26 protein-coding genes are annotated in these 22,380 nt (G+C 33.6%); 10 read left to right on the forward strand and 16 right to left on the reverse strand.

Annotated features, from left to right (window positions below):
- Positions 1-82: 82 nt before the first annotated feature.
- On the reverse strand, positions 83-2,836 hold the full coding sequence (locus ACFVT8_RS16390; protein ID WP_387083564.1) for a type I restriction endonuclease subunit R: 2,754 nt from the start codon (positions 2,834-2,836) through the stop codon (positions 83-85).
- A gap of 146 nt (positions 2,837-2,982) precedes the next feature.
- On the opposite strand from ACFVT8_RS16390, the gene ACFVT8_RS16395 reads away from it, so the two are divergent.
- The 4 genes from ACFVT8_RS16395 to ACFVT8_RS16410 all read left to right on the forward strand — a co-directional run bounded on the left by ACFVT8_RS16395 (position 2,983) and on the right by ACFVT8_RS16410 (position 7,052).
- Positions 2,983-3,894, forward strand: coding sequence for a phosphoribosyltransferase-like protein (locus ACFVT8_RS16395; protein ID WP_387083565.1), 912 nt, complete (start codon positions 2,983-2,985; stop codon positions 3,892-3,894).
- A gap of 87 nt (positions 3,895-3,981) precedes the next feature.
- Positions 3,982-4,332, forward strand: a complete 351-nt coding sequence (locus ACFVT8_RS16400; protein ID WP_387083566.1) for a hypothetical protein — start codon at positions 3,982-3,984, stop codon at positions 4,330-4,332.
- 194 nt (positions 4,333-4,526) lie between these two features.
- A complete protein-coding gene (locus ACFVT8_RS16405) occupies positions 4,527-5,537 on the forward strand; it encodes a reverse transcriptase family protein (RefSeq protein WP_387083567.1) in 1,011 nt (336 codons plus the stop codon).
- 450 nt (positions 5,538-5,987) lie between these two features.
- A complete protein-coding gene (locus tag ACFVT8_RS16410) occupies positions 5,988-7,052 on the forward strand; it encodes a protein NO VEIN domain-containing protein (RefSeq protein ID WP_387083568.1) in 1,065 nt (354 codons plus the stop codon).
- 113 nt (positions 7,053-7,165) lie between these two features.
- On the opposite strand, the gene ACFVT8_RS16415 is transcribed toward ACFVT8_RS16410, so the two are convergent.
- The 9 genes from ACFVT8_RS16415 to ACFVT8_RS16455 form a co-directional block, all read right to left on the reverse strand.
- Positions 7,166-7,312 carry a hypothetical protein gene (locus ACFVT8_RS16415; protein WP_387083569.1) on the reverse strand — a complete coding sequence of 49 codons (147 nt, stop codon included), beginning with the start codon at positions 7,310-7,312 and terminating at the stop codon, positions 7,166-7,168.
- Positions 7,290-7,397 carry a hypothetical protein gene (locus tag ACFVT8_RS16420; RefSeq protein ID WP_387083706.1) on the reverse strand — a complete coding sequence of 36 codons (108 nt, stop codon included), beginning with the start codon at positions 7,395-7,397 and terminating at the stop codon, positions 7,290-7,292. Before ACFVT8_RS16420 ends, ACFVT8_RS16415 begins: the two co-directional genes overlap by 23 nt.
- Before the next feature lie 289 nt (positions 7,398-7,686).
- Entirely contained in the window at positions 7,687-8,736 is a 1,050-nt protein-coding gene (locus ACFVT8_RS16425; RefSeq protein WP_387083570.1) for a 2,3-butanediol dehydrogenase, read from the reverse strand.
- A 20-nt stretch (positions 8,737-8,756) separates the two neighbouring features.
- On the reverse strand, positions 8,757-9,395 hold the full coding sequence (locus tag ACFVT8_RS16430) for a GntR family transcriptional regulator (RefSeq protein WP_387083571.1): 639 nt from the start codon (positions 9,393-9,395) through the stop codon (positions 8,757-8,759).
- 786 nt (positions 9,396-10,181) lie between these two features.
- Positions 10,182-10,433, reverse strand: coding sequence for a hypothetical protein (locus ACFVT8_RS16435; RefSeq protein ID WP_387083572.1), 252 nt, complete (start codon positions 10,431-10,433; stop codon positions 10,182-10,184).
- A 643-nt stretch (positions 10,434-11,076) separates the two neighbouring features.
- On the reverse strand, positions 11,077-11,655 hold the full coding sequence (locus tag ACFVT8_RS16440) for a hypothetical protein (RefSeq protein WP_387083573.1): 579 nt from the start codon (positions 11,653-11,655) through the stop codon (positions 11,077-11,079).
- Between the two features lie 605 nt (positions 11,656-12,260).
- Positions 12,261-12,701, reverse strand: coding sequence for a cell wall hydrolase (locus ACFVT8_RS16445; RefSeq protein WP_142509340.1), 441 nt, complete (start codon positions 12,699-12,701; stop codon positions 12,261-12,263).
- 181 nt (positions 12,702-12,882) lie between these two features.
- Positions 12,883-13,200 carry a hypothetical protein gene (locus ACFVT8_RS16450; protein ID WP_387083574.1) on the reverse strand — a complete coding sequence of 106 codons (318 nt, stop codon included), beginning with the start codon at positions 13,198-13,200 and terminating at the stop codon, positions 12,883-12,885.
- A 370-nt stretch (positions 13,201-13,570) separates the two neighbouring features.
- A complete protein-coding gene (locus tag ACFVT8_RS16455; RefSeq protein WP_387083575.1) occupies positions 13,571-14,122 on the reverse strand; it encodes an ECF transporter S component in 552 nt (183 codons plus the stop codon).
- Between the two features lie 192 nt (positions 14,123-14,314).
- Between ACFVT8_RS16455 and ACFVT8_RS16460 the strand changes: the two genes are divergently transcribed.
- The 3 genes from ACFVT8_RS16460 (at position 14,315) to ACFVT8_RS16470 (ending at position 17,088) form a co-directional block, all read left to right on the forward strand.
- Positions 14,315-15,163, forward strand: a complete 849-nt coding sequence (locus ACFVT8_RS16460; RefSeq protein ID WP_387083707.1) for a pyridoxamine kinase — start codon at positions 14,315-14,317, stop codon at positions 15,161-15,163.
- Positions 15,164-15,301: 138 nt separating this feature from the next.
- The gene (locus tag ACFVT8_RS16465; protein ID WP_387083576.1) at positions 15,302-15,595 is read left to right on the forward strand and encodes a hypothetical protein; all 294 of its coding nucleotides are present in this window, start codon (positions 15,302-15,304) and stop codon (positions 15,593-15,595) included.
- Between the two features lie 299 nt (positions 15,596-15,894).
- Complete coding sequence (locus ACFVT8_RS16470; RefSeq protein WP_387083577.1) at positions 15,895-17,088, forward strand: alpha/beta hydrolase fold domain-containing protein; 1,194 nt, start codon at positions 15,895-15,897, stop codon at positions 17,086-17,088.
- A gap of 55 nt (positions 17,089-17,143) precedes the next feature.
- On the opposite strand, the gene ACFVT8_RS16475 is transcribed toward ACFVT8_RS16470, so the two are convergent.
- Both ACFVT8_RS16475 and ACFVT8_RS16480 read right to left on the reverse strand, forming a co-directional pair.
- The gene (locus ACFVT8_RS16475; RefSeq protein ID WP_387083578.1) at positions 17,144-17,479 is read right to left on the reverse strand and encodes a CHY zinc finger protein; all 336 of its coding nucleotides are present in this window, start codon (positions 17,477-17,479) and stop codon (positions 17,144-17,146) included.
- Positions 17,480-17,520: 41 nt separating this feature from the next.
- Positions 17,521-18,093, reverse strand: a complete 573-nt coding sequence (locus ACFVT8_RS16480; protein ID WP_387083579.1) for a DinB family protein — start codon at positions 18,091-18,093, stop codon at positions 17,521-17,523.
- Between the two features lie 116 nt (positions 18,094-18,209).
- Here ACFVT8_RS16480 and ACFVT8_RS16485 point away from each other — a divergent pair, with 116 nt between their 5' ends.
- Entirely contained in the window at positions 18,210-18,710 is a 501-nt protein-coding gene (locus ACFVT8_RS16485; RefSeq protein ID WP_387083580.1) for a GNAT family N-acetyltransferase, read from the forward strand.
- Positions 18,711-18,762: 52 nt separating this feature from the next.
- Here the strand turns inward: ACFVT8_RS16485 and ACFVT8_RS16490 are convergent, their stop codons facing one another.
- The 3 genes from ACFVT8_RS16490 to ACFVT8_RS16500 all read right to left on the reverse strand — a co-directional run bounded on the left by ACFVT8_RS16490 (position 18,763) and on the right by ACFVT8_RS16500 (position 19,656).
- Positions 18,763-18,987 carry a hypothetical protein gene (locus ACFVT8_RS16490; protein WP_387083581.1) on the reverse strand — a complete coding sequence of 75 codons (225 nt, stop codon included), beginning with the start codon at positions 18,985-18,987 and terminating at the stop codon, positions 18,763-18,765.
- A gap of 136 nt (positions 18,988-19,123) precedes the next feature.
- Entirely contained in the window at positions 19,124-19,345 is a 222-nt protein-coding gene (locus tag ACFVT8_RS16495; RefSeq protein WP_387083582.1) for a hypothetical protein, read from the reverse strand.
- Between the two features lie 137 nt (positions 19,346-19,482).
- Positions 19,483-19,656, reverse strand: a complete 174-nt coding sequence (locus ACFVT8_RS16500) for a YvrJ family protein (protein ID WP_387083583.1) — start codon at positions 19,654-19,656, stop codon at positions 19,483-19,485.
- A 352-nt stretch (positions 19,657-20,008) separates the two neighbouring features.
- Here ACFVT8_RS16500 and ACFVT8_RS16505 point away from each other — a divergent pair, with 352 nt between their 5' ends.
- Together ACFVT8_RS16505 and ACFVT8_RS16510 are read left to right on the forward strand one after the other, a co-directional pair.
- A complete protein-coding gene (locus ACFVT8_RS16505) occupies positions 20,009-20,599 on the forward strand; it encodes a sigma-70 family RNA polymerase sigma factor (protein WP_387083584.1) in 591 nt (196 codons plus the stop codon).
- A gap of 3 nt (positions 20,600-20,602) precedes the next feature.
- Entirely contained in the window at positions 20,603-20,803 is a 201-nt protein-coding gene (locus tag ACFVT8_RS16510) for a hypothetical protein (protein WP_387083585.1), read from the forward strand.
- A gap of 507 nt (positions 20,804-21,310) precedes the next feature.
- Here ACFVT8_RS16510 and ACFVT8_RS16515 read toward each other — a convergent pair.
- The gene (locus tag ACFVT8_RS16515; protein WP_387083586.1) at positions 21,311-22,210 is read right to left on the reverse strand and encodes a 3-hydroxyacyl-CoA dehydrogenase; all 900 of its coding nucleotides are present in this window, start codon (positions 22,208-22,210) and stop codon (positions 21,311-21,313) included.
- Positions 22,211-22,380: the final 170 nt, after the last annotated feature.

Consider the following 22,380-nt stretch of genomic DNA (forward strand, 5'->3'; position numbering starts at 1 on the left):
TGGTATTGCCTCCTTATGTAGTACGATTCACTTTATATAGATTTAGCGTGAATCGTTACAATTCCTCTTCATACTTGTTTTATTATGCCCCATATTTATCTGTAAAGTCACGAATGAAGCTAGTAATAGCTTTAATGGCTTTGTTCTTCTCTAGGAAGGATCCAGCTAATGAGTCCATGATGACGTTTTTTTCAATCATATTTGAATACTCATATGAAGCGACTTGTTCGCGTAGAATTTGATCCTGTAGATTTACCTCTTTCGCAAATGCTGCTAACTCTTGTTCACTCATTTGTTCTTCGTACTTATTGTAAGCATCAATTATAGATTCTTCGGCTGATAATGAAGGTGCTACTTTTTCTAAGAACCCTTTAATGAGCTCTACTTTCAAACGTAGCTTTGGATCAGAAGCATGCTCCAGCTCCTGTATGATGAACTTAATTTCTTTTGTTCGTTCCTTTTCATTTTTTGTATTTAAGCTTGCAATTAAATTTAAGATATAGCTGACATTAATCTTATCTGTATGCATCAACTCTAATTCGAAATCGATATCATGTAAGATGGATACCTTAGTTGGTTCACTACGTTTATACTCATCATATACCTTGAGGTATTTGCTTTTAAAATCTTCATAGGATTGCTGTGAAATCGTTAGTTCTGATTCGTCAAACTCAAAGTCAGAGAAGGATTGTAAGCGTTGCAGAAATTTCGTTACTTGTTTGAATGCCATAATGAATTCACGTTTTTCTTCTTCTCTTTCTAATTTATCTACTTCCTCTGGAGTGATAGCAATTTCACGTAATTTTGCTACAGCATCTTTAAATGCATGTAAGTATTCATTAGAGCTACCCATTAGTACAACATCGACATTATCTGTACGTGAAAATAATTTAATAGCATCATCCGTATTTTGTTTAAGGTTACGGTAGTTGATGACGTTTCCGTATGGCTTTGTTGATTTTTCTACACGGTTTGTACGGCTATACGCTTGGATTAAATCATGGTAAACCATATTTTTATCTGTATATAGTGTATTCAATGGCTTACTATCAAAGCCTGTAAGGAACATCTTCACGACTAGTAGAATATCAATTTGTGCTTGCTTTACCTTTTTCGATACGTCAGAGAAGTAACGATCCCACGTTTCCGTAGAATAGTCGGTATCATACATCTTGTTGTAATCCACTATCATTCTGTCTAATGCTTCGCGTGAATGCTCCGTAGTTCCATCGCTTTCCTCATTTTGTCCGTAAGAGAAAATCCCAGCAATCTTTAAGTCATGCTTCTTCGCTTTGAAAATATCGTAGTAGCGAATGAGTGTTGGAATAGAATCAACAGTAAACATGGCACAATAGCCTTTGCTTTTAGAACGGCGTACGTGGTTTTCAAGAATGTGGTCTGCTACAAGATTTAGACGATCTTTATGATGCCACACTTCATCCGTATCTATGGCTTGTACTTGTGTATTATCTGATTCATCAATACGTGCATTGAATGTTTTGATATATTCCACAGAGAAACCTAATACATTGCCATCACGAATTGCATCTTTAATTAAGTAGTGATGCAAGCATTTTTCAAATAAATCAGCTGTTGTACGTCCATCTTGGCTTTTATTTTCTTTAAAGCGTGGCGTACCAGTAAAGCCGAAATACTGTGCGTTTTGGAAGTGATGATCGATTTCTTTTCGCATATCACCAAATTGACTACGATGACATTCATCGATAATGAACACAACTTTCTCTTTCTTGTAAGGCTCCATGACAGCCGCATACTTAGGATTCTTCACCGCATTGTTCATCTTTTGAATTGTTGTCACGATGAAACGTTTCATCGGATTTTTAATTTGTTCAATGAGTATTTCTGTTTTATCTGTACGGTCAACTGCATCCTTTTGGAATTTGTTGAACTCCGCAATTGTTTGGCTATCAAGGTCTTGACGGTCAACAAGGAAGAATACCTTTTTGATTCTTTCTCCATCTGCTAAAATCTGCCCAGCTTTAAAAGAAGTTAAGGTTTTCCCCGAACCTGTTGTATGCCAAATAAAGCCATTATTATTCGTTTCTGTTGCACGATTTACTAGTGCTTCAACTGCATACACTTGGTAAGGACGCATCACCATTAATGCTTTTGATTCATCGTTAATGACCATATAACGGCTAATCATTTTCGCTAAATGGCAGGGCTTTAGGAATGTACTCGTAAATTCTTTTAAGTTGGTAATCAGCTCATTGTTTTCATCCGACCAGAAAAACGTAAAGCCAAATTGAATATCATGATCAGAGTTTGAGAAGTATTTCGTATCAACACCATTACTTACGATAAAGATTTGTAGGAAACGATAAATCCCGTTGAAGGTATGTCTACGATAACGTTGGATTTGGTTAAAGGCTTCTTTGAAATCTAGGCCACGTCGCTTTAATTCGATTTGTGTTAGTGGTAACCCATTAATCAAAATTGTGACATCATAACGATTTGTATAAGTTCCTTTTATAGTTGTTTGAGTTGTAACCTGGAAAAGATTTTTACACCAATCTTTTGTATTCATTAATTCTACATACAGTTGAGTTCCATCTTCACGTTCAATTAATAATTTGTCACGGAGGATCTTTGCAGAATCATAAATACTTTTTCCTTCTATTAAAGTAAGAATACGTTTGAACTCGATATCAGTAATAAGTTGGTCTTTTAATTTATGTTGATTGAATTTATTTAATTGGTTTTTGAAATTGAGTAACAGCGAATCATAATCTGGAATATCAATTGAATGATAACCAATGTTTGTTAGCTGTTGGACTAAATTTTTTTCTAGTTGTGCTTCGGATTGGTAGCTCATATAAAATACTCCTTAATCTGAAATAAAATAATATGAAGTTTATTATTCTTTAATCTTTTCATTATATTATAATTATAACTGCTAGAATAAAGTTTAGGTAATCAATTAATACATACAAATAATCTTTATAAGAAAAGGGGCAATCAATGAATTCTTTAGAGACTAAAATAGAAGATGTTTTGAAAAAATTTTTTGAAAAAAATGATATTGATTTGGATTATGTGAAATTTGATTCAAAACTTACAGCATTAGAAAAAAATAGTAAAGCATGGATTGAGCAATTTGACAAAACTGATATGGAAGTATATTTAAACTTACTTGGTAAATTTAAATACATGACCAGACTTTCCGTAATAAATGAATTAAGAAATCTTTTTGAAGTATATAAAAAAATAGAGCCAAATTATGTTGATACAATATTTGTACCAGTTTCATCTTTTGGAGGAATATATAATGGCGCAATAAATATTGTAGAATGTTTTGAAGAAGTTTTGGAGGAAAACGATGAAATAACAAAAAAATCTATACCTATTGATCCAGTAGCATATTACAATACCTTTGATTTGAGTTCTGTAAAAAATGTAGTATTTTTAGATGACATAATAGGTAGTGGAGACACTTTTATAAATTTTTTATATAGAATTAGTATGGATATTCCAAGTTTGATTGGTGACAGGAAGATATATTTACTTTCGTTATTTAACTTAGAAAAAGGCATTAATAATATTGAGGGAATGCAAGATTTAGATTGGGATATCACTTTAATTAATACTATTCTTGAAAAGAGTATTTTTGAAGATCCATCTATTAATGAAGATCAAAATAAAAAAAAATTATATAAATCTGTAGTACGTAAATATGAGCGACGGTTGGCAAAAGAAAAGAGCGAAGAGGTTTATATAATGGGGTATAAGAGATCAGAAATATTATTAGGGTTATTTTATAATACACCAAATAATACATTATCCACTTTTTGGAAAAAGATGGAGATTGGAAACCTATATTTCCGAGAAAGGAAGATAGGCATATCTACAAAATTAAAAATGATGATTTATTAAAGGATATAATAAAATACAAGGAGCAAAGAATAAAACGGACGGAGTTCATAAAAATGCAAATAGAAAAAAATAGAGGAGGAAGATAATTTGATGGATATAGAAGAGCTTGATTTTAGACATTTATTAATATTAGTTTTTTTAAATGAAAGAAAATATGTGTACAATACATATGACATAGTAAATTTATTAGATCTTGACTATGATATTCTAAGAGGATTTTTTGATGATTTGTTAGATATAGAGTTAATTGAAAAAGATTATAGAACAAAAAAGTATATATTGTCAAATAAAGGTTTGACGGAATTAAAAAAAAGAAATTTGCTAAACTTTAATTTGGAATTTTTAATTGAAAATGATTTTATTGAAAATGAAAAAGATGAAAAGTATATAGAATATACCGGAAATATTCTTTATTTACCTAAAGAGTTTGAAATATAGGAAAAAATTAGATAAAATAGATATATGGGTTCTCTAGAGAGGGATGCTGTAGTCGGCATCTTTTAGTAAAAGCTACTATATGAATGACAAATTAATGAAGATCACTTTAATTTGTCATTCAGATGTTATGGTTGTTATTAAAGAAAAAAATGGGTAGAGAACCCATTTATCAAAATAACTAAGAGGTATTTGAAATGTCTTTTTTAATTCAAATAGTAGAAAATCTACAAAATAGAAATTATGATGATTACTTGATTCAAAGGGTAAAGGAATATACATCAAAATTAGTAGAGGCTGATGTACCTGTAATTTATGATTTAAAACATTTGTCATTATATTTACATACTTCAGAAAAACAACTAAATGCAATTATAGATAATCCAGAACTTAGTTATACTAAAAGAATAATTAGATCCAAGAGAAGGAAAAAAAGAGAAATATATATTCCTAATGATCAGTTAAAGTATATTCAGAAATGGATTTTAGAAAATATATTATATAAAATTTCAGCTTCAAAATATTCAAAAGGTTTTACCCCAAATAAATCTACATACGATAATGCATTGCCTCATATTAATAAAGCGTACGTTTTAAATATTGACTTTAAAGATTTCTTTATAAATATAAATTCAGAACAGATATTTTATATATTTAGTAAAATAGGATATAGTAATAAAGTTTCCGAGTATTTAACCAAATTATGTTCATATAATGGTATCCTTCCGCAAGGAGCCCCTAGTAGTCCATATATATCTAATCTAGTTTGTTTAGAGTTAGATAATAAAATTGGGGATTTTATCTCAAATAAAGAAATAAATTATACACGATATGCAGATGATCTATCTTTCTCGTCTAATTCCGATTTGAATTTATATATAGAACAAATTGAGTCTATTATACTTGATGAAAATTTTAAAATAAATAAGAACAAATTTAGATTACAAAAGTGGTACGAGAGACAAATGGTTACTGGTTTAGTGGTAAATACTAAGGTTAATGTGCCTAGGAAATATTATAGACAAATAAAACAAGAAATATTTTATTGTAAAAGATATGGTGTAGCTTCACATATGGAAAAAAGAGGGTTTAGTTATTCAAATTATAAATATCATTTATATGGTAAAGCACTTTATATAAAAATGATTAATCCTGAAAAGGGGAAAAAATTAATAGAAGAACTAGACGAAATTCCATGGCAATATTAATACTGTAGTAAAATTATGTAGTCAAATACATAGCCAATAAAATGATTTGCCCCCGCAACCCTTGATTTAACAGTATCCATAAACGGCAGGTTCGACTCCCGCCGTCTCCATACATAGAGAGGCTGTAAAAGCAGTTATAACCCTTACCCTTTTCTTCTCTATAGAAAATAATATATTTGAACTAGTTATAGACCTTCTAATATACCAATTAGGAGGTTTTTTAATTTTAGAATAAAGATAACGCTGCTAAATATGTTCAAAAATTTTCTAATAAATTCTATATTGATTCTAAAAAATTATTTATAGAGCCTGACTATACAGAGTTAATCATTTTTACCTATTAATGAACTTTTTGACAATATAGTAATCATAAATTATAGTGAAAATACAATTTTCATATAATATTAATCAACTATACGGAAAGTTTAATGGACTATTAAGGGTGAATATATGAGTAATTTTATTGTAATGCAAAATGCTACACATGATGAAGAAATTATCGGAGGATATATGTGGTCTCCACAAAAAAATAAAAATGGAAATAGCAATCATGCGTATGAACGAATGGCTACAATTAAGGCTGGTAATAAAATTTATAGTTGTTATGATCAAGCAATTCGGGCGGTAGGCATAGCAACATCAGATTGTTATATTGCAGAACAACCGCATGAGCTACAGGAGAAAAATTTATGGTCAGATGAAGGATATAAGGTTGATGTAGATTACAAAATATTAGAACAGCCAATTATGATAAGAGATATTTGGGGAGATATGGAATCTGATCGACCGCAAAAATATTCAGCCTTTCAAGAAAATGGGCGAGGGAATCAGGCATATTTATTTCCTTGTCCCGAAGCTTGGGCTAGTTTGTTCGACAGCTTTCTTAACGAAAGTAACCTAGAAGCAGAGGCAGAACTAATAGAAGATGGTGAAATTAAAGAGGAAACGTTCGCGAATTCTAGTTACGAGCAGGGAGAGACTAGAGTTAGTAATAAGGTAGCGAGAAGTGCAAGCAAACGTAGCCGAGTAGTAAGTCAACAACAGCTACAAAAAGACCTGGAAAAGCGTAAAAAAATCGGTGATATTGCAGAGAAAAAAGCATTTGAGTATGTTAAAAAGAAAGTAATAGAAGTATTCGGTGAAGAATACGGAGAACAAGTTGAGCATGTAGCGCAAACACAGGGTGATGGATTAGGATACGATATTACAGCATTTGATTATTTAAACCCACAGTCTCCTCCAAAACCAATTAAAATCGAAGTGAAGGGCACAACATCAACAAGTACAAGCGCGGTCTATTCAATTTCTTACCCTGAATTGGAAAAATTTATTCAGTACAAGGATGAAATGTGGCTAGTACGTGTATATGGTGTAGGCAAGAATCGAGAGATGAAAATGGAAATAGATAATGACTTTAGTAGTTATAACTCAGTCAGTGATTTGTTAGCACGTAAGTATGCATATATTCCATCAACAATTGATGTATATGGCACACGAGTGGAAGACAATGAATGACGATTTAAAATATTTTATTCTCTCCATAATAAGAAAGGTCCGATAGGATAATAATTTATATTAATATTGAAATGCAGCAATCTTCGAATGAAGCTCGCTGCATTTTCTTGTTATTAACCTTCCTCAAAATCTAAATCCATCCGCTTTATTGTAAAAGTTTGAACGTTCGACACACCAACATTGTATAAAAACATTAGCTCAGTAAGTTTCATCCCATCAATTAAAATTAATGATTTATCAATACTCTCGGAATATTCCATTGCTTCTTTTGTAAAACGAGATGTAGTGATTAAAAATTACTTTGTTTGCTTTAAAGCCTACCAAGCTTCCTACAAATGCTTGGATATCAGGTCTTGAAACTGGATTTGCCCAACGTTTTCCCTATAAGTAGATTTTATCTAATCCTAGAACGCCTTCTTTCACAATGCCATCGATTCCACTATCGCCAGATTTTTCTACAGCTTTCCCTTTCTAGATTTGACCAAATCAAAGCTAATACAAGATCATATTTTGATTGGATGATTGTTTCTTTCCAATATGAGCAGCTGCCATAATATCACAAAAAAAGGAGCATAGCTAAAATATAGGCCATGCTCCCTTTTTAAGGCTAGATTTAAATTTACTCTATTGTCGATTATTTTACTCCACTTAATTCGACTAAAATTTTGGATTGGTTTTTGTCGTTTGTTAACGCTTCAAAACCTTTTTCAACGATTTCATCTAACTTTATTTGACTTGTGATTATTCCTTGTGGATTTAGTTGACCAGTGCTCATTGCATCAATTGTTCTTTGGAACATTGTTGGTGTATAAACAATTGAAGATAAGATATTCACTCCAGTGTTTGTAAGATGAATTGGATTCCACTCGATTGGTCTCGCAAAAATAGAAACAATCATCATATTACCACGTGCTTTTGTTACATCAATAGCTTGTTTAAAAGTAGGCGCAACTCCAGCAACTTCAAAGGACACATCCACTCCATCTGATACAATAGCTCGAACTGCTTGAACAGGATCTTCTTTACCAGAGTTAATAATATGGGTTGCACCTAATTCTTTCGCTTTTTCTAATCGATCATCAGATAAATCCAATACGATGACTTTACTTGCACCAGATGCTTTAGCAGCGATTACTGTTAATAATCCAATTGGTCCAGCGCCGAAAATTGCAACTGAATCTCCTAAAGTAACTCCAGCATCTTTAACAGCTTGTACAGCTACAGCCATCGGTTCTACTAAAGCACCATCTTGTAATGTTAGGTTGTCTGCTAAACGATGTACATTTGATTCAGGTACGTTAGCATATGTTGCAAACCCACCGTTTCCATGTAATCCGATGAAATTAAATCCATCATAGCGATCTATATCTTCATGTTTCTTTCTATATGTTAATGTAGGATTGATTACCACACGGTCTCCTACTTTATAGTTTGTAACCATAGAACCAACTTCTTCGATTACACCAGCAAATTCATGCCCCATTGTCAGCGGTGCAATTTCTTTAGTTAAATCCGCTTTTTGATCAACTGGTATGAATACTGGTCCTTCTTGATATTCATGTAAATCACTTCCGCAAATACCGGCCCATGCTACTTTTACTTTCACTTCATCTTCTCTTAAAGCTCGTAATTCAACGTCTTCAACTCTAATATCTTTTACACCATGCCAAACTGCTGCTTTCATATACCTTGCCCCCAAACAATTTAATTAAAATGATGCCATAAAATAACATCTTTAATAGCCGTTCGTGCATTTTCAAAATTCGAGGCTTCTATACACTTGATAAACGTATGAATGGACATATGATAGGATTCAACTAGATTCATTTTCCATTTAGTTTGTGCTGCGACATTTGTAACAAATATGGTTTCTTTAAAGAAACGTAACATCGCAATATTTCCTGTAATAACAAAAAACAATTCTAACAAGTGGGCAAACGATACGACATACTCGTAAATATTTTCAACGGACTTTCTTTGTTTCATGGTTTCAAAACGAAGTAATAGCTCATTTTGAAAATCGGCATTCCACTTTTGTTCACACTTTGTAAGTGCAATATCCAACAAGTGATAAAGCGTCTCTAAATAATCCTTCAATTCCTGATCCGAAATAATTTTAACACTTACACCTTTATGCTGTATTTTTTCAACTACACCATCTTTTTGTAAAAGATATAGAGCCTCTCGGACAGGTGCATGACTTACTTGTAGCTCTTTTGCGATTTCCGATTCTATCAAACGCTGACCTTGTACATAATGACCTGAAAATATGCGAAATAATAATTGCTCTGCTATTTGTTCTGCAATTGTTTTTTTTGAAATTGAATTTTCACTAAATCCCATCAAACCACTCCAATAAATTTATATCTCTTTATTTTAATAGCTGGGTGTATAGAGTGGCTAGTAAAAATGTTATATATTATAGATTATCGATAATCTATACGTTATTTTAATATGAAATTTCTTTGCTTTCAATTATTTTGCTTTAGTTTACCGGTACCAACAATTTAACAGTACATTATTCAATTTTGATAGGGCACCATCTTTAACAATGAAGGGGCACTGGAGATCGCATAGATTAAAGAAGCAGAAGGAAATGACACAGCAGAACAAATGGTACAATCAACAGTCAATGACTTTACTCAAATGATAACTGAATTAAAACAGGGAATGGAAATTGCGAAATCCGTAAAGGATGAAATTACTGGAGATATGCTTTTGGCTATATATTCAACTCTTGAAAACATATATGGATGTTAAATTCTTTCTTAGGAAAATAATATGTAAAACACTTTTTTGTACCCAGCATGTGTATGAACGATAGGATGTAAGTTCCGAACGCCGAATACAGAAGTAGAGATTAGTCGAGTGCAAGGGTGTGCACTTACCCAGGGACGTCTAAATATCAGGAGGACCAATCTCTTCACGTATGGCTTAGCCTGAATTAGAAAAATTCATTCAGTATAAGGATGAAATTTGGCTAGTACGTGTTTATAATGAGACAAATTTAAAAAGCTCTATAGGTATGGCGAGATGACCATATACTATTGAGCTTTTTGTAATCAATTATTCTTTTCTAAGATGTATCTTATTTTCTTTTTATTTATAGATAGAAAGATTGATTCTTTACTAAACAGTTATAATCCAAAAAATACTAACAGTAAAGGCTAATACCACGCCAGCATAAATCGAACCTAAAGCATATTTTTTTAAAATAAAATTATGAATACTTATCGTCAAAAAACAAAAAGCGAGTATAACTTGTTTCCAAATAGGTTTATTGAAACTTTCTTTATGCCAAATAAAATCATAAAGAAGACTGATTACCATAATAGTAAGTATTACTACAACTATTTTCTTTAGTAAATTAGATTTCTCCAAAACCTATAGATACCCCCTTAATAAGGCTTTGAACCAAAGTACCAATCTCCATTAGCCATTGACTGAATAAATTGTTCAATCAAAACTGGTATTTTTTCAAAATAAAGAAACTAATGCTAAAAGTAAAAATGCCATAGTAAATGTTATTGTATATTCCTTATAATCATTAGGTATAAATTGACTGGTGATAAACGCTATTACTGCCATTACTATATAAGTTAAAATGCTTTTTAATTTTGTATTTTTTATTGTAATTAAATACATTAATGATTCAGCAAATAAAATGATAAGTAAAGAAATAAGTAAAAGAATAAATATACGTATTAATACATAACCCAAAGTTTTACCCTTCTTTTCTTCTTGGTAGTCATAGACAAAATAAAATTCACCTCTAACTATTTCTTTTACGAGGTCGAAAGAGAAAAAAGAAAGAACCTTTGAGTGAGTTTCCTCGTTCTCGTGTTCTTTCTTTTTCTATCACCGAAACCTGTTGTAACTTATTAGTGATTAAGCTTAGACTTCTTATTTTTTAAGAATTTTACTATCAAAACGATAATAATTGTCCAAAAAGCAAAAAAACCTATTGTAAAAAAAACATCAAGGTAATTCACCATCGCTATTACCTCCTCTAAATGTGGATTATCTAAAATGGTATTTCGTAAGTAACATCCCTTTTATATGCAATTCCTTGACCGCCTATGGTTGCACCATAAGCTTTTGTTCCATAAACATAAGCTGTGCCGCCTGTTTTAGATTTATTTAAGACATAATCAGTACTGTTTTCGGTATATGCTATTGGAAATGCAAAACCAGTCTGAGAACTCCACACAACAACCTTAGTAACTATCCCACTAGAATTACGTGTTACTTTTGCATATGAAGTAATTGTAGATACGCCTGTAAATTCCCATGTTGAATAAGTTTTTGTGCCTGCTTGCGATGCTCTAAACAAAATTGGACTTGATTGTTCTATAACCAATTCTTGTTTTTCTTCATTTTTTAAAAATTCTTCAAATTCCTCTATTGAAGAGAAATTTAATGTAGCATCATTTTCTTGCTGCTCATTTATAAATGTAACATCTGTAAGATTATATTGCTGTGCTAACGTTTCTAAATCTTCATAAGTAATATCTATATCTTTAGCAGATGCTTTTTCGGCTGAAAAAGCAAATAAAAATAAAATGGTAAATAAAGTTAAAAAAGAATATAAATATTTTTTCATATTAAATATAACACTCCTTGTAAAGTTATATTTTAGAATGCATGATATTTATTCCTTATTTACTTTTACCCGGGTATGTTAATAGCATATCAGTAGCTATTAATATTTCAAAATCAACTTTTGTTGATAATTAAACGAAAATTGATAAAACTCAGAAAGATATACTCTGTTTTGTAGTTTGATATCACAGATGATACTTATATGAGAGAAAAGAAGTCTAGTAAAAACTAGATTTCGGCATTTAAATAGAGTTATTAAATTACTTTAAAGTCATATAGAGAGCCCTATGCACCAGTCTATAAAAGTTTCAAAATCATCTTTTGTCAATAATTAAACAAAAATTGATAAAAGTAACTATCTTTTGCTTTTTAACACGGCAAGTATTGAGGTGTGTAACACATTGGTGAGGACTAGATTTTGAAGTACTGCAGAACGTATAGGTTGTTAGTAAAGCGAAGAGAGTGTGGTTCACTTTGAGAACAAAGTAGAAATAGTTAATGAAGAGATGGAGATAGTGAAAACCATACCACACAAAATCCCACGGAAGTTGAGTTTTCCGTGGGGTTTTTTTGTTAAGGTTATTACCAAAATGACGATATGACTCCCTATCCTTGATAAACACTTTCACATGTATCAGGTGCGGGTTCATAGAAGCAATGGTTTTTAAATTGACCAGTAAAAGGTTGACCGTACCATGTTGGAGGACATGGTGCGTATGGATTGAAGTACCAAAGTGCGTATTTCGCTGGATGATCTCGCCAATAATCCAGAGTCAATTTTGCTAATCTTCTTTCATTAGGTCGCGCTCTTTGATAAAACATATTCCCTTTTTGAACAGCTTCAAAAGAATAATTTCCTCCCTGTACCTGATAAATGACATCATTAATCGTTCTTAAATCTTTAAAGTCTGGACATTCTGCTATAACACGATTCACAATGACATTGCCAACATATAGCATTCCTTGGTTTCCTTCACCTACTGCTTCCGCTCTCATCATCCTTGCCACTAAGTCAACATCAGAATTTATATATTTTACTCTTGGCATTTTTTCACCTCCACCATATAGTATGAAAAAAAGCCTTCATTATTGAAAATCAAAATTATTTGTTCGGAAAATTTTGAAAAGTCATTTCGGAATACTTTTGTGAAAGTGAGTTAACAATTCCCTTTAATTTATTTTGAAAACGCCAAGTACAAGCAGTTATGTTTTATAACACATGATTTTTTTAATGCTTTTTAACGAATGTATAAATATTTAAAATAACTCCTATTACGAACACAATGATTGCATTTAATGCAAGGATCAACGCCATAAATCCTCCTGCAAAAGCAATTCCTTCTCTTGTGTTATCTGGTTCAAAGGATTTTGCATAACTGATCCCTAAATATACAAAGCTACCGACTATTACTGGAATTAAAAACGCCATGCCAATTGCAGAAGCCCATAAAGGAAACTTCTTGTTTTTGTATAAATATGATGCTAAATAATCACAAACTACAATAGATAGTAATAGAACGATCCAAATAATAGCATCTCCATCCATTCCTAACCACCCCTTTGATTATAGGTTAATTTAATTTGTAACTTTTATCAATTTAAGGGAATTTCATCTTCTGTTTTTACTCGTGGCATTTTTCGCCTTAAAGATATAGTATGGAAAAATGCTACATTATTGCGACGCCAATCAAAAAAACACGCCATCTATGCTGTAAGTAAAACAACAAGATGGCGTGTTGATTATCAATTATGCCTCGGCATAATTGCGTCCGGAATCGGCTTTGTGCTTAGGCCTGCAGGATGCAGGTCAGTTAGCCGTTATCGCATGGATGCGATGATTTTAGGCTAACATCCTATATTAACTCCTTTCCGATTCCGTGACATCCGCCGGAGGCTTTAACTTCTTCAGAAAGAAGTTAGAAATTCTTTTTGAAGTAAGGCGTTTTTTTCATCACGATACATACTGGAATCGCGATAATTAAACCGACAACGTTTTGAATGACGTCTCCTGGAATGGATGCCATAGGGGCAACCCAGCTTTTGAACATAATTGCTTGCCCGATATAGTAGACCGCAATCATCACAGGCATTGAAACAACTGCTGCAAAAATGTTTAATCCAATGTTATCGCCTTTATGTCCTTTAGACCAAGCGATTTTTCCGACGATGGCGCCTTGTAATGCGCGAGAGATAATTGTAGTTGGCGCCCAAATTAACCAGCCACCTACGATATCGAATAAGCCCATTCCGATTGCTCCAGCAAGTGCGCCTTTTTTAGGACCGAATAAAATCGACGTGATCAAAAGCATGGATGTCCCTAAATGAATAAGCCCACCTTGCCCGAATGGTAGTTTAATATTGATGAACATTGTCGCGACGAAAACAAGTGCTGCAAGAATGGATGTAATGACTAAATCAAATGTTTTCGTGCGTGGTTTTGTATAGGATTGACCTTGTATATTTTGCATTTGCATAATCCTCACTATGATGAATTTTTCGATAATTTGACTTTAGCAAAGGACTGACTATCGTAAAAGTGCCAATTTGATAAAAATATTAAAGGTCAGTTTGGTTTTTCTATTAGTGAGTGCATTTTCGCATCTATTTAATTATGATACGATGAAGAGAATACAAGCAGGATTAGTTAGGTGGAGAGTGTGATGAAAAAAGTTGCTGTAATTCAGGATATGTCATCATTTGGGAAGTGCTCGTTAACGGCTGCGATGCCTGTGCTGTCAGTGATGGGTGTTCAGGCGGTGCCATTACCAACTGCAATATTAACGGCGCAAACAGGATATTCGAGTTTTTATTGTGAGGATTTGACGTCAAAGATGGATTACTTTGTGGATGAGTGGAGCAAGCTCGGTGCGACCTTTGATGGCATTCACACAGGCTTTGTGACAGGGAAGGAGCAAATCGATAACATCTTTCGTTTTTTAAACGTGTTTCATTCGAGTGAAACGACGCTGCTTGTGGATCCGGTAATGGGCGATTTGGGCGAGGTGTATAAAATGTATACAGGCGAGTTGCTTGATCGTATGAAAGCGCTAGCGAAGTGTGCAGACATTATTACGCCTAATGTTACGGAATGTTGCTTGCTTACGGGATTGTCATACGAGAAGTTACAAAGCTATCAAGATGATTCAGATTATCTTCAAGCATTAGAGGAAGCGGGACATCAGCTACAACAGGCAACCGGTGCGAACGTCATTATTACCGGTTTGAATCCGCCGCCAGCAGATGCGAACAAGCGCTATGTAGGCAATATGTATGTCGATGCAGATCGTTCATTTTCTAGTATCCGAGAATACAACGGCGAGAGCTATTCAGGGACAGGTGATTTGTTTGCATCTGTCATTATGGGTGGCATGATGCGCGGGCAGGATTTAGTTGAGTCAATGAAGCTTGCAGAGTCGTTTTTAGCTGCTTCAATTGAAGCTACGTCAAAGGAGCAAATTCCGCGCGAAGCAGGCGTGAATTTTGAAAAGTTTTTACGAATGCTACTTTAAAATTCTTCGAGTTTTATAATATTTTCTGGGTTCAACCCTTGATTGAAGGGCGTCGGCTGTATAGCATGCCTTCTACTACTAGGGTTTGATTTCTTGGAAAAAGGTAATAATGAAAATCATGAATTGGGGAGGTGTATAATGGATTCAATTAGATATTACGTAGTGCAAGTAGATGACCGCTATTACCAGGGGGAAGTAGACCTTCATACATTCACAGATGATGAAGAACAGGCCTTTGCGTTTACGGATATTGTGGCAGCAAACGAATTGGCTAATGAGATCAAAGGAATCGTCCTGACAAGAGAAGTCAGCTATAAGGAGCTAGAAGATCTTTCAGCACAATATCTGGTTGAGTACGAAGCTTTGCCAAAAGAAGAGCGTGACACGATAGAGTCATTTTGTAGAGAGCTTAGTATAGGAATGTATGAATAAATGCCGAATCGAATCTTTTCGGTTCTTTTTTATGTAGTTTTTGACTTAGCTCTAAAACATGGCACTTTTTTAATTTATTCAATGAAATAGTGAATAGCCTGTAGCCACGATAAATGGTTGCGGGCATTTTTTGTAATATAAAGTGTGATTTGTGCATGTAGAATTAAAATGTGGTGATAAAATTGAAACTACTAGATGAACTTTAGGCTGCATTTTTAAATGGGAATGATAATAACATATCGTATATGTTAAACCGTCGAACGGGTGAAGTTCTTTGGAATATAGGAGGTTTTAAAAAGATGAATCAGACAACAAGTTGGCGACCTAGAGGTTTTCTTCAGTGGCTGCTCACAATCCTCTCTGTAATAGTAGGGTGTTTTATCATTATAGTGGCATACTATATTTTAAATCCAATTAATATGGATAAAATAATGAGTCTGCTTGCATGGGGGGCTTCTATATTTCCAATTATTCTAGTAGTTACAACATTAATAATAATAGTTTTATTAGCTCTTTCTTTTTGGAAGAAAACCTTCATTGCTCTTATAGTTCTAATTCCTATTTTGTTGTTATTAATTTTTTTAATTGTACAGCCAATTAGTAATATAAAAAGCTATGCTAAAAGCGAGAATGTATCGGTTTCTCTTAGCCCACATTTTTTCTATAAACAAGATATCTCAACAAAGCCTAGTGTAGATGTGGTGTATGGGAAAACTACGGACGGTATTGAATTAAAACTAGATGTGTGGCCAGCAAAGAAAAAATCAGAGGATGTTCTAACACCTGTCATTGTTCAAGTGCATGGGGGTGGTTGGGTAAGTGGAGATAAAGGCCAAGTTCAAGACTGGAATCAGTGGATGAATGATCAAGGGTACACCGTTTTTGATGTCCAATACCGAATGCCTCCTGAAGCAGGTTGGAATGATGAAGTAGGGGATGTTAAATCGGCGTTAGGTTGGATTTTGCAAAATGCAGATACGTATAAGATTGATCCGAACAGAATCATTTTAATGGGAGAGTCTGCTGGGGGAAATCTAGCTATGCTGGCTGCATATAGTATGGGAGATAAGCGTTTACCACCATCAACTGATGTTCCGGATGTACCGATCAAGGCGGTAATTAACATGTATGGGCCGTCAGATATGACTAAGTTTTATAAGGACAATCCAAGTAAGAATTATGTCCAAGATGTTATGGATAAGTACATTGGAGGTTCACCATCTGAATACCGTGAGCGTTATGAGATGCTTTCCCCTATAAGCCATATCCAAAAAAATACGCCACCAACAATTACGTTTTTAGGAACGAGCGACCGTATTGTTCCTGTAGAGCAGGCGATCGTACTGGATGAGAAACTGACTAAGAGTGGTGTAGCGCATGAACTTTATCTTCTTCCAAAGGTCGATCATGGCTTTGATGCAAATCCAGGTAGTTTGAGCACGCAATTTGCCAAGGAGAAAGTAAAGGCATTTCTTCAAAAATATAATAAATAATCATAATGTAATAGGAAAACCTTTGAAGACATTAACCCTTCAAAGGATTTTCTATTTAGCAAGTACATGTAGAATTATTATCCGTCCCAAAGTAAATATGAAAATGCTTACTGCAATTTGGATTGAAAAGAGTATTACAATGCTTACAGTTTGTACTATTCAAATATTCATTAATAGTTAATTCCTTTTTACATACGCCACAAAATATTGCCTTTTCATCAAAGTTTTCTTTCTTCCAAGGCTGAATTTTATGATTTGCATTTTCCTCATGACATTTATAGCAAGGATAATACTCTCCACAACATTTAAATTTAATTGAAATAGTATCTTGCTTATTAGAATAGTGCTTACATCTTCCTTGATCATCAATAACATTTCCTAGAATCTTCATATTTCAAACCTCTTTTCAACTTAAATGGTTTCATTTCATGCTTAGATTAAAACTTCGCTAGATGTAATCAATTTATTATATTGCTCCGCCATCATTCTAAAATGATGTTTTTCGTGGATGGCAAGTAGCTGGATAGATTGAATAAGGTTAGGATAGTGTGCAATAGGGTCTGGGAAGACAATATGCCCGGCGATATCCTCCTCGATATTTTTTACTAATTCTTGCATTACGCTCGTTTCGTTCACTAGTAATTGCTCAATTTCGTCACTGCTTAGCGTAAAACATATTTTTGAGGGGGGCACTAATATTCCTGGTGCTCGCATGCCTCGTCCTTTTTTATTTTTATATTCCTCATAAATATCATGTATTTCAATGGCGAATGGCTTATTTTTTCGCATTTTCGCGTAAGGTGTTAGTAGTAAGGAAAACTTTGTTGCTGTTTTAAGCATTTTTAGGATTAGATAAAGGTGATAGAAATGTTCACCGATAGACCATTTTCCTTCTTTTTCACGATGCCACAGTTGTTCCTGCGAGAGTGACTGAATACAAGGTAGGTAGTGAGATCGCTGCTCCCTTAATGTATGAAAATGATGGGCCATACTGTTAGATTTCATATTTTTCATTCTCCTTTATGCTGTTATTCCTATTTTAGGGAATTATCTTTTGGAAGTACATAAAACACTATTAGTAATTGTCGATAAAAATGAAAAGTATCGTAGGAGGGATAAAAATGAACAGTAGATTTTTAACAACTGCAGATGCTGAAGCTTATCGGAATTTAAGATTAGAGGGGCTACAAAATAATCCAGAGGCTTTTGGTTCTAGCTTTGAGGAGGAAAAAGATTATTCGATTGAGTTGTTTACCAGCAGATTTGAATCACAGGGTTCTTATACGATAGGGATATTTGATTATGAAGAATTAGTAGGCGTAGCAACGTTAGTGAAGGAAAGTAAGCTTAAGTTAAAGCATAAAGCGAGTATCTTCGCTGTTTATGTTTCTCCGAAAAAGCGTGGACTTGGCATTGGCAAGCGTTTAATGGTTGATGCAATTAACAAGGCAAAAGCGTTAAAGGGAGTTGAGCAGCTTACTTTAACGGTTGTGTCAACGAATACTTCAGCAAAGAAACTGTATACTTCTTTAGGGTTTGAGCTGTTTGGAACGGAGAAGAGGGCATTAAAAATAGGTCAGGAATATTTTGATGAGGATTATATGGTTTTGTTTCTGAAATAATTGACTAATAAAAACTCCAATAGCTTTTCAGCTTTTGGAGTTTGTTGTTTTTTTATGACGAGCCCTTATGAAATACGTTACCCGTTTTATTTTTCAGTAGCTTTATGCTCAATACTATATTGATGATTGATAATGGGAATGTTAGCCAAAATCCTAAATTACCTAAGCGTTCAATTTGTAATGGTGATTGATTGTAAAAATAATTATAGGTGATACCTAAAACAAGTAAAATTGCCAGCACAATATTGGTCGTTGCAATTTTATTGTTGCTAATCATAATTGCCTCCAATCGATCCTTTTATTGATGTATAGTATGCTTAAAATAAAAATCTGATAAAGAATTTAAGCTTCCCGAATTTGATTACATTACCCGTTTATCATTAGAATATTCAGTGAATTTGTTAGATAAATCTTTAATTTCTAGGACCTATTCTTCCACCTTTTGTTAACCAACTCCAACATATCTCGAAAAACTTCGCCTTTTCTTGTAATAAATAAGGAAAACCAATAAACAACCAATACAAAAAAGCAAGAACCAACACACCAGCTATTATACTGTTCGCCTGTGTAGCAATAAAAATACTGAGGAACATAATAAGAAAATATAGTACAGCAATTCTCTTGTAGGCTATCATAAATCTCCCCTCCTATTAATTACAATCATACAGAATTGATAAAGTTTTGCAATAATTTACATCTTGGTAACATTGAAATTTAACTTTTTTCAGCGGGTGTAAAATGATTGGATTTCTCTCGCTTTACAACATGTGGATTACAGGTTTTTTTTGTATTTCTGATATTTTATAACTTCAGATAACTCCTTGATGGTAGTTTCTAATTTATCGATTTTCCTTTCAAATCGAATGAACAGATAGACTGTTATGGCAATTGGGAACCCAAAATTTCCTATTAAGCTTATCCACATTGGCACATTTTCCGGTGTCATGATGTAAATCACACTCCTTCTTACTCCAAAATATATAAGGTGCTCCTCAGATCCGAATCGGAGATCAAATTGCCTTGGCTATATACTGTAATATGTAAAGAGAATCCTTCTTTAATAAAAACAACCTCACAGTTAAAAATAATTTTGTGATGGTTTCATTGCTAAAAATGCAAGAAAAACTGCTGTTTTATTCATCCATTTAATACCAATAAAGCTAAGTTAAATCACCTTTTTGCATATAAAGGTGATTTTTTATTTCTAAATAAGAACATTTGTTCTTATTTTTGGTTTATAATATAGATACAACATTCACTTTATATAGAAAGAGGGCGGATATAGGAGGGGTTATTAAATGGAGAAAGATAATCAAAAAATAGAGGAATTCTTCTATAGAAATAATGAGCAGGTTAACAATCCAATTATAAAAAGCTTTTTGTCGGATTCCCAAAATCTTTATTTGGTGCAAAAAGCAATTTTATATCCAACTGATATTAATAAGAAACGCGTTGATGAATCTTTTCAATCTCACTATAAAAATGTTAGGAAGACCAAATATGTCAGTAATTTAATTTATTTTTTTAGCTTAGATTTTGATAAAAAAAGAAGACGGCTGCAAAATCGCTCTTTATTAATATTAGATAAGGGCTTATCAGAAAAGGATGGCAAGACTGCAAAAGAGCTCATAGTAGATGCAAGCAATGAAATAGAGCTTGATAATATAGTTGGGGAAGGGTTGTTGGACAATATTGAGGATGAACAGCTTTTAAAGTCCCTACAAAAACTAACGGAGAAACAGCTTCAAATTTTAGAGATGATTTATGTAAAAGAGCTTTCTATAAAAGAAATCGCTCAAACATTACAAACAACACCCCAAAATATATCAAACCTTCACAGGAAGGCTTTAAATAAACTCAATAATACACTCAGAAAAAAGGAGGAATGACTAATGGCAAATTTCGAAAATCAACATAACGAAGAGACGCTAACAATTATAGAGAATTTCATACCTAAAATTAAACATTGTTTACACAATACAGACTATCAAGAAAGGGAAGACTTGGAACAAGAAATTAAACTAAAAATTATAGAAAAGCTTGAAACGGTAAAGTTTCAGGATGCACCTAGCTTTTGGGACTTTTTCTCGTGAAGGTGGCCCGAGCTGGAAACCTAATTAAGTTCTTGGCGAACCTGATCAGTCGAGATAATAGCTGATCACTTTGAGGTACTACCTGATCACATTCAAGGCCAACCCGATCAGATTGGGGGACTACCTGATCACATTCAAGGCCAACCCGATCAGATTGGGGGACTACCTGATCACATTCAAGGCCAACCCGATCAGATTGATGCCCTACCTGATCACATTCAAGGCCAACCCGAGCAGATTGATGCGCCACCTGATCACATTCAAGGCCAACCCGAGCAGATTGATGCCCTACCTGATCACATTCAAGGCCAACCCGATCAGATTGATGCCCTACCTGATCACATTCAAGGCCAACGCGATCAGATTGGGGCCCTACCTGATTATTTTTAAGGTCAACCCGAGCAGATTAAGTAGCTACCCGATCACTTCAAATTGCAACCAATGTCGACACCTCAAAAAAAACGATGTACATAGCAAAGATACTATGTACATCGTTTTATTGATTGATTAACCTTTTAGGAAATCAGGTTTTGCAAAGTTTGGATTTGGATATTTATAAAAACCTTCACCTGTTGCGCGGCCAAGTTTGCCTTTTTCGATATACTCTGTTTTTAAGAGGTTAGCTAGTTTATTCATGTTTTCATCACCAGTAGCAGCGGCTTTTGCTTCTACAATGTTGAAAGCAGTATTAATACCGACAATGTCAAGGATAGCGAATGGACCTAGTGGTGCGCCTGTTCCGATCATCCATGTTTTATCGATTGTTTCTGGGTCTGCCACTTCTTTTACTAATAGTGATTCAGCAGCATCTAAAAATGGAACTAGTAATGTGTTTAAAATATAGCCTGGTTGTTCTTTATATAATGGAAGTGGAACCATGCCGATTGCACGTGCAAATTCTACCACTTCATCGAACACTTTCATATCAGTGCCTGGGTGTTTCATAATTTCGGCTGTGTTGTTTTTCCAAATCGTATTTGCAAAGTGAAGCGCTAAAAACTTCTCTGGACGACCAGTTGCTTCTGCAAATTGGCTTGGTAATAACGTTGATGAGTTTGTTGCAAAGATTGTTTTTGTAGGGGCAACTTTGCCAAGGTTTGTATAAAATTCTGTTTTAATTTTAACAACTTCAGGAATTGCCTCAATCACAAGATCAGCATTTGCAACCGCATCTGATAAATCACTTTTAAATGATAGACGTGCATATGCAGCATCAACTTCTTCTTGAGTCGCTCCTAAATCTTGTTGATATAACGGTTTTAATTTTGTGATACGGTCTTGTGCATTTGTTAATGCCTCATCATTAATATCGTATACCGTTACATTAAAACCTTTAAAAGCTGATTGATAAGCAATTTGACTACCTAGAACACCACTACCTGCAACCGTAATATTTTGATAATTCATCCCAAATTCCTCCTTTGAAATTGTTACATTAATATAATTGTATGGATATGTACTGTATCCCTTATTACAACTCCATACTACTGCTTTCGATATTGAAAAATCAAATAAAAGCCTCAATTGTTATAATGATATAAAGAATTCAATGCTGAATTGATTTTCTTCAAAAGCAT

Origin of the sequence: Lysinibacillus sp. NPDC058147 (genome assembly GCF_042884205.1) — a bacterium.
Lineage (GTDB): Bacteria > Bacillota > Bacilli > Bacillales_A > Planococcaceae > Lysinibacillus.